We start from the raw sequence: 6874 nt of genomic DNA on the forward strand, positions 1-6874 counted from the left end.
GGACGGTGCGTCCCGCTCACCGCGACCGGATGAGCGAGAATGCCTCGGCCCGGGACGCCGCCTGGGTCTTGAACAGCCCGCGCACCGCGGACGTCGTCGTGGTCGCGCCGGGCTTGCGGATGCCGCGCATCGCCATGCACAGGTGCTCGGCCTCGACGACGACGATGACGCCGCGCGGGTCGAGCTTGCGGACCAGGGCGTCCGCGACCTGGCGGGTCAGCCGCTCCTGCACCTGCGGACGCTTGGCGTAGAGGTCGACCACCCGCGCCAGCTTCGACAGCCCCGTGATCTTGCCGTCGCGGCCCGGGATGTACCCGACGTGGGCGACGCCGTGGAAGCTGACGAGGTGGTGCTCGCACGTCGAGTACAGCGGGATGTCCTTGACCAGCACGAGCTCGTCGTGCTGCTCGTCGAAGGTGGTCCCGAGCACCTCGTCGGGGTCGACGTGCAGCCCGGCGAACATCTCCTCGTACGCCCGCGCCACCCGCGCCGGGGTGTCGAGCAGCCCCGGGCGGGTGGGGTCCTCCCCCACCGCGAGCAGCAGCTCACGCACCGCCGCCTCCGCGCGACCGCGGTCGAACGTCGGGCGGGAGCCGGTCACCTCGAGGGTCGTCGACACGGGTGGGGACCTCCGGGGTACTAGGGTGCGGGTCAGCGCGGGGAATCGTCCCAGGGGTGCCAGGCCTGGTCCTGACCGGGTCCGTCACCACGCTCGTCGCGTCGGGCGTCGGGACCGTCGTCGCCGGGGCGGCGACCCTCGGACGGGGCCTCCCAGGCGCGCGTGGGCTCGCCGCTGCGGTGCGACCCGCCGTCCCGCGGGGGCGCGACGTCCGGGTACCCGCCGTCCTGGTAGCCACCGTCCTGGCGACCACCGTTCTGGTAGCCGGCGCCGGGACCCTGCTGACCGCCGCCGTGGTAGCCGCCGCCGTTGTAGCCACGGTCCTGGTAGCCACCGTTCTGGTGACCGCCGTTCTGGTAGCCACCGTCCTGGTAGCCGCCGCCGGGACCCTGCTGCGGTGCCCCGTTCGGGTAGCCACCCTGCTGCGGCCCGCCGTCGCGGTACCCGCCCGGGGCCGAGCCGGCGCCCTGCGGCGGCCAGCCGGGGGCGGACCACCCGGGGGGAGCACCGTAGTCGGGGCGCGACCCACCGGGGGTGGGTCGACCGGGCCGGCGCGCGTCCGGGCCGGGCGAGGGCCGTCGGCCACCGTCCTGCGGACCGGGACCCCAGCCGTCACCGCCCTGCGGGCCGGGCCCCCACCCGCCACCGGAGACACCGGAGCTGGTCTGCGCGCCCACCGGCTGGGGCTCGCGCTGCGGCTCCTGGCGCTGGGGTGAGTGCCGGGCCGGCTCGGGGGCCGGCGGCGGCCACGGCTCGCCCCGCTCGATTGCCAGCTCGCCCGGGGTCTTCACCGGCGGCTTGTCCGACGGCGTGCGCCCGCCGAAGTCGTTGAACGCCGTGATCCGGGGGCGCTTCTCGACGTCGGCGAACACCCGGGTCAGGTCCTTGCGGTTCAGCGTCTCCGTCTCGAGGAGCTCGGTGGCGAGCTTGTCGAGGATGTCGCGGTAGGTGTTGAGGATGTCCCACGCCTCGGTGTGCGCGGCCTCGATGAGCTTGCGCACCTCCTCGTCGATCTCGTGGGCCACCTCGAGGGAGTAGTCGGTCTGGTTGCCCATCGAGCGGCCGAGGAACGGGTCGCCCTGCTCCTGGCCGTAGCGGACCGCGCCGAGCCGTGAGCTCATGCCGTACTCGGTCACCATCGCGCGGGCGATCTTGGTGGCCTGGTCGATGTCGGAGGACGCCCCGGTGGTGGGCTCGTGGAAGACGAGCTCCTCGGCCGCGCGGCCACCCATGGCCATGACCAGCCGGGCGATCATCTCCGAGCGCGTCATCAGGCCCTTGTCGTCCTCGGGCACCGCCAGCGCGTGCCCACCGGTGCGGCCGCGGGCCAGGATCGTCACCTTGTAGACGGGCTCGATGTCCGGCATCGCCCACGCGGCCAGGGCGTGCCCGCCCTCGTGGTAGGCGGTGATCTTCTTCTCGTGCTCGCTGATCAGACGGGACTTGCGGCGGGGCCCGCCGATGACGCGGTCGACGGACTCCTCGAGCTGCGCGCCGCCGATGACCGTGCCGTTCTCCCGCGCGGTCAGCAGCGCGGCCTCGTTGATGACGTTGGCCAGGTCGGCGCCGGACATCCCGACGGTGCGCTTGGCCAGCCCCTCCAGGTCGGCGTCCCCGGCGATGGGCTTGCCCGCCGAGTGCACCTTGAGGATGGAGCGGCGCCCGGCCAGGTCGGGGGCGCCGACGGGGATCTGCCGGTCGAAGCGGCCGGGCCTCAGCAGTGCCGGGTCCAGGATGTCGGGCCGGTTGGTCGCGGCGATGAGGATGACGTTGGTGCGGGCACCGAAGCCGTCCATCTCGACGAGCAGCTGGTTGAGGGTCTGCTCGCGCTCGTCGTGCCCGCCGCCCATGCCGGCGCCGCGCTGGCGGCCGACGGCGTCGATCTCGTCGACGAAGATGATGCAGGGCGCGTTCTGCTTGGCCTGCTCGAACAGGTCACGGACCCGCGAGGCGCCGACCCCGACGAACATCTCGACGAAGTCCGAGCCGGAGATGGTGAAGAACGGCACCCCGGCCTCGCCCGCGACGGCGCGCGCCAGCAGCGTCTTGCCCGTCCCGGGGGGGCCGTAGAGCAGCACGCCCTTGGGGATCTTGGCGCCGAGCGCCTGGTAGCGGGCCGGGTTCTGCAGGAAGTCCTTGATCTCGTAGAGCTCCTCGACGGCCTCGTCCGCGCCGGCGACGTCGTCGAAGGTGGTCTTGGGCATGTCCTTGGTGAGCTGCTTGGCCTTGGACTTGCCGAAGCTCATCACCCCGCCGCGGCCCCCGCCCTGCATGCGGCTCATGACGAAGAACAGCACCCCGAGCACCAGCAGCAGCGGGATCATGAACGTGATGATCGAGACGAGGAAGCTCTCCTGCGTCACGGTCGTGGTGAAGGCGATGTTCCGGTCGCGCAGCTGGGTGAACAGCAGGTCGGCGGTGCCGGTGGGGTACTTCGCGATGACCTGGGTGGCGCCCTCGGTGCCGTCGGCGGCCGCGTTGAGCGTCAGCCGCAGCTGCTGCTCCCGGTCGTCGATCTGGGCGTCCTTGACGTTGCCGTCGGCGATCTGGGCCACGGCGGTGGACGTGTCGACCGTCGTGTAGCCCCGGGTGCTGTCGCTGAAGTAGCTGAAGGCCACGAAGAGCAGCAGGATCGCCGCGGCGATCCCGAGGTTGCGGTACAGCGAGGTGCGGTTCATACAGCTGCGGCCGGAGCGGCCTCGTCCCTTCGGTGGTGCCGTGCGGGGTGGTGGCCCGGAGAGCCCGAGGCTACCCCCGGGGTCCTGGGCCCGCGGGTCGCTCGGGGATGAGCCGGGCCACGTCTGACACCCCAACGCCGCAGGCCGGGGCAGGGTTCCCGCCCCGGCCGCGCGCCCCGCCGGCGGGGGGCGTGTGATGTCACCGGCGACGCCCCGCACCCCGCCGGTGGCGCCCCGCCGGGGTGAGGAGGCGACCGTGCGGAGCACGCAGGACCCGACCGTGCGGGGGGTGCTCGGTGCGGCCGCCGGCGGGGTGCGCCGCGTGCCGGTGACCACCGGCTACGTCACCGCCCTCGCCGTCGTCGAGACCGCCCTGGCCGTGGCCGGGCCCGCCGCCCGCGAGCGGGTGGCCGAGCAGGTCAGCACCAACCTCGACCACCTGCGGGCCGGGCGGGTCGACACCCTGCTGACCAGCGCGTTCGTCACCGACCACGGCCGTGCGCCGGTGTGGCTGCCCGGCCTGGCCGCGCTGCTCGCCGCCACCGAGGCGCCCCTGGGCTCGCGCCGCCTGCTCACCGGCCTCGCCGTGGGGCACGTCGGGGCCAGCGCCGCGGTCGCGGGCGGGCTCGCCGTGGGGGTCGCGGCCGGGCTGGTGCCCACGGCCGTGGGCTCAGCCACCGACGTCGGCGTCAGCTACGCGGCGGCCGGGGCGATGGGCGTCGTCACCAGCGCGCTGCCCCGCCCCGCCCGCTGGCCGTGGGCCGCGGCGTGGCTGGCCGTGGCCGGGGAGGGGCTGCGCCAGGAGGCGGACTTCACCGCCGTCGGGCACCTGCTCGCGCTGGGCCTGGGCCTCGCCGTGGCCGCGACCGGCCCCAGGTCCGCCGCCCCGGCGCCCGTCGTCGCCACCCGCGTCGGGGTGCTGGGCTCGGTGCTGCTGGGCGTCGGCGCGGTGTTCGGGGCCGGCCAGCTGGGCTGGGCCAGCCCCCGGTGGTGGGCGGTGCCCGCCGTCGCCGCCGCCGGCGGGGTGCTGGGCAGCCGGCTCGAGCGGCGGGGCCGCCGGGGGCGCGGCGGGAGGACCGGCGCGGCGTGAGGCACCATCGGCGGACGTGACCGCCCCGACACCGGCCGTGCTCGCCCCGCTGCCGCAGGCCGGGCGGGTGTTCACCCGGCACCGCCGCGTCCGCGCCAGCGACGTCGACCCCGCCCGCCGGCTGCGGCTCGACGGCACCGCCCGCTTCCTGCAGGACATCGCCTTCGACGACCTCAACGACGCCGGGTTCGGCCAGGAGCACGCGTTCTGGCTGCTGCGCCGCAGCGTGGTCCGCGTGCTGCGGCCCGCCGTGTTCGACGAGGACGTCCGGCTGCGCTCGTGGTGCTCGGGCTACGCCAGCCGGTGGTGCACGAAGCGGGTGACGATCGACGGCGGAGGCGGGGCGCTGCTGGAGACCGAGGGCTTCTGGGTCAACGTCGACCCGGCCACGGGGATGCCGGCGCCGCTGAGCGAGGACTTCTTCGCCCGGTTCCACCTGCCCGCCGCCGACCACGCGCTGCGCTGGCGGCGGATGCTGGCCCCGCCGGCGGCACCCGACGGCCCGGGGACGCTGCGGGGCGAGCCGTTCCCGATGCGGCACACCGACTTCGACTGGTTCGACCACGTCAACAACGCCGCCTACTGGCACGTCGTCGAGGAGGTGCTGCGCGAGGCCGACGCGGCGCTCGTGGCCGGGCAGCACGAGGCCGTCCTGGAGTACAACGCCGCCATCGGCCGCGGCGAGGCGGTGGAGGTGCTGACCCGGCGCGAGCCCGGCGTGCTGCACCTGTGGTTCCTCGTCGACGGCCGGGTGCGGGCGGCGGCCCGGGTGCGGGCGCTCACGGGGCCGGACGGGGCCGGGCCGGACGCCGGTGCGCCCGCCCTGGGATGATGCCCGCGCCCGTCGCCGCGGCGGGCCCGCGAGCGGCTGGAGGACCCGTCCGATGATCACCACCACGTGGCGCGACACGGTGGCCGTGCTCGAGATGAACCGGCCCGAGCGGCGCAACGCCCTGTCCAGCGAGCTGTGCCGCGCCCTGCTGGCCGGCCTCGACGAGGCCGAGGCGGGGGGCGCCCGGGCCGTGGTGCTCACCGGCGAGGGCAGCAGCTTCTGCGCCGGGGCCGACCTGACCATCCTCGTCGGGGACGACTACCTGCCCCTGCTGGTGGGCATGCTGCGCCGCGTCGCCGACTTCCCCGTGCCCGTGATCGCCGCGGTCAACGGCCCGGCGCTGGGCGCGGGCACCCAGCTCGCCGTGTGCTGCGACCTGCGGGTGGGGGCACCGGACGCGGTGTTCGGCCTGCCCACGGCCAAGCTCGGCGCGGCCGCCGAGGCGTGGACCATCCGCCGGCTGGCCCTGGTGGCCGGGGGCAGCGTGGCGCGGCTGATGACGCTGGCGGGGCGGCGGGTCGACCTCGCGGGCGCCCTGGCGTGCGGGCTCGTCGACGAGGCGGGCGACCTCGACGCCGCGCTGGCCCTGGCCGACGAGGTGGCTCAGCTCGCGCCGCTGAGCCTGCGCTACTCCAAGCGGGTGCTCACCGAGGCCCTCGAGCCGCCTTTCGAGCCGGCCTGGGTCGGCGAGGCCGTGCGCGAGGCGTGGCTGAGCGAGGACTTCGCCGAGGGCAAGGCGGCCATGGCCGAGAAGCGGCCCGCGCGGTTCACCGGCCGCTGAGGGCCCTGTGAACGGGACCTCGCGTCCTGGGTGCAGTAATCACACACGGGCTCACTCGGAGTAGACGGCCGGCTCCAGGGTGCCGATGTAGGGCAGGTCGCGGTAGCGCTCGGCGTAGTCCAGGCCGTAGCCGACGACGAACTCGTCCGGGATGTCGAACCCGACGTGCGCCACGTCGACGTCGATCTTCGAGGCCTCCGGCTTGCGCAGCAGGGTCACCACCCGCAGCGAGGCGGGGCTGCGCGTGGTCAGGTTCTTGACAAGCCAGGACAGCGTCAGCCCGGAGTCGATGATGTCCTCGACGATGAGCACCCGGCGGCCGGCGATGTCGCGGTCGAGGTCCTTGAGGATGCGGACCACCCCGGAGCTGGACGTGCCGCTGCCGTAGGAGCTCACGGCCATGAACTCCAGCTGAACCGGCACGGGCAGTGCGCGGGCCAGGTCGGTCATGAACATGACCGCGCCCTTGAGCACGCCGACCAGGATGAGGTCGTCCTCCGTGCCGGCGGCGTCCTCCTCGGCGGCGATGGCGCGCGCCAGCTCGGCGGTGCGCTCCCGGATCCGGTCCTCGGTGAGCAGGACCGAGGCGATGTCGCCCTCGTACACGGCTGTGCCTCGTCTCAGTCGGGGGCCGGCGCCGCCCGCCCGTCCCGGGCAGGCACCGTGTGCACCCTGCCACCTGCGCGCGCGACCTCCAACCCGCCCGCCAGCCGGACCGCGCCCTGCCCCCGCCAGCGGCCCACCAGCGCGTCGCAGGCCCGCAGCTGCTGGTCGGTCGGGGCGCCCACCCCGTGCCCGGCCAGCCAGCCCCGCAGCACCCGCCGACGCACCGCGGCGGGGTACGCCGCGAGCCCGGCGACGTCGAGCGGGGTGT

The 6874-nt window shown here is 75.1% G+C and carries 7 protein-coding genes; 3 read left to right on the forward strand and 4 right to left on the reverse strand.

Annotation, left to right across the window (positions count from 1 at the left end; all coding sequences use genetic code 11):
• Positions 1–16: 16 nt before the first annotated feature.
• Both folE and ftsH read right to left on the reverse strand, forming a co-directional pair.
• A complete protein-coding gene (folE, locus tag ACYVOF_RS16845) occupies positions 17–619 on the reverse strand; it encodes a GTP cyclohydrolase I FolE (protein WP_460868452.1) in 603 nt (200 codons plus the stop codon).
• 32 nt (positions 620–651) lie between these two features.
• Positions 652–3297 (reverse strand): ATP-dependent zinc metalloprotease FtsH, encoded by a 2646-nt coding sequence (gene ftsH, locus ACYVOF_RS16850; protein ID WP_460868454.1) that lies wholly within the window; start codon positions 3295–3297, stop codon positions 652–654.
• 256 nt (positions 3298–3553) lie between these two features.
• On the opposite strand from ftsH, the gene ACYVOF_RS16855 reads away from it, so the two are divergent.
• Genes ACYVOF_RS16855 through ACYVOF_RS16865 form a run of 3 tightly spaced genes read left to right on the forward strand, consistent with a single transcriptional unit; the run spans position 3554 to position 6000 of the window.
• Complete coding sequence (locus ACYVOF_RS16855) at positions 3554–4387, forward strand: rhomboid-like protein (RefSeq protein ID WP_460868456.1); 834 nt, start codon at positions 3554–3556, stop codon at positions 4385–4387.
• Between the two features lie 16 nt (positions 4388–4403).
• The gene (locus ACYVOF_RS16860) at positions 4404–5219 is read left to right on the forward strand and encodes an acyl-[acyl-carrier-protein] thioesterase (RefSeq protein WP_460868458.1); all 816 of its coding nucleotides are present in this window, start codon (positions 4404–4406) and stop codon (positions 5217–5219) included.
• A gap of 52 nt (positions 5220–5271) precedes the next feature.
• Positions 5272–6000, forward strand: coding sequence for an enoyl-CoA hydratase (locus ACYVOF_RS16865; protein ID WP_460868460.1), 729 nt, complete (start codon positions 5272–5274; stop codon positions 5998–6000).
• A 51-nt stretch (positions 6001–6051) separates the two neighbouring features.
• Here ACYVOF_RS16865 and hpt read toward each other — a convergent pair whose 3' ends face one another.
• Both hpt and ACYVOF_RS16875 read right to left on the reverse strand, forming a co-directional pair.
• Positions 6052–6606, reverse strand: coding sequence for a hypoxanthine phosphoribosyltransferase (hpt, locus tag ACYVOF_RS16870; RefSeq protein ID WP_460868462.1), 555 nt, complete (start codon positions 6604–6606; stop codon positions 6052–6054).
• A 14-nt stretch (positions 6607–6620) separates the two neighbouring features.
• Positions 6621–6874, reverse strand: a 254-nt coding sequence (locus tag ACYVOF_RS16875) for a TilS substrate-binding domain-containing protein (RefSeq protein ID WP_460868464.1), incomplete at its 5' end; no start/stop codon positions are given.

Source organism: Rhodococcus aerolatus, from assembly GCF_054783215.1.

Coding starts and splice junctions, on each gene's coding strand:
- ftsH (WP_460868454.1), bottom strand. CDS start 3,297: ATGAACCGCACCTCGCTGTACCGCAACCTCGGGATCGCCGCGGCGATC.
- ACYVOF_RS16865 (WP_460868460.1), top strand. CDS start 5,272: ATGATCACCACCACGTGGCGCGACACGGTGGCCGTGCTCGAGATGAAC.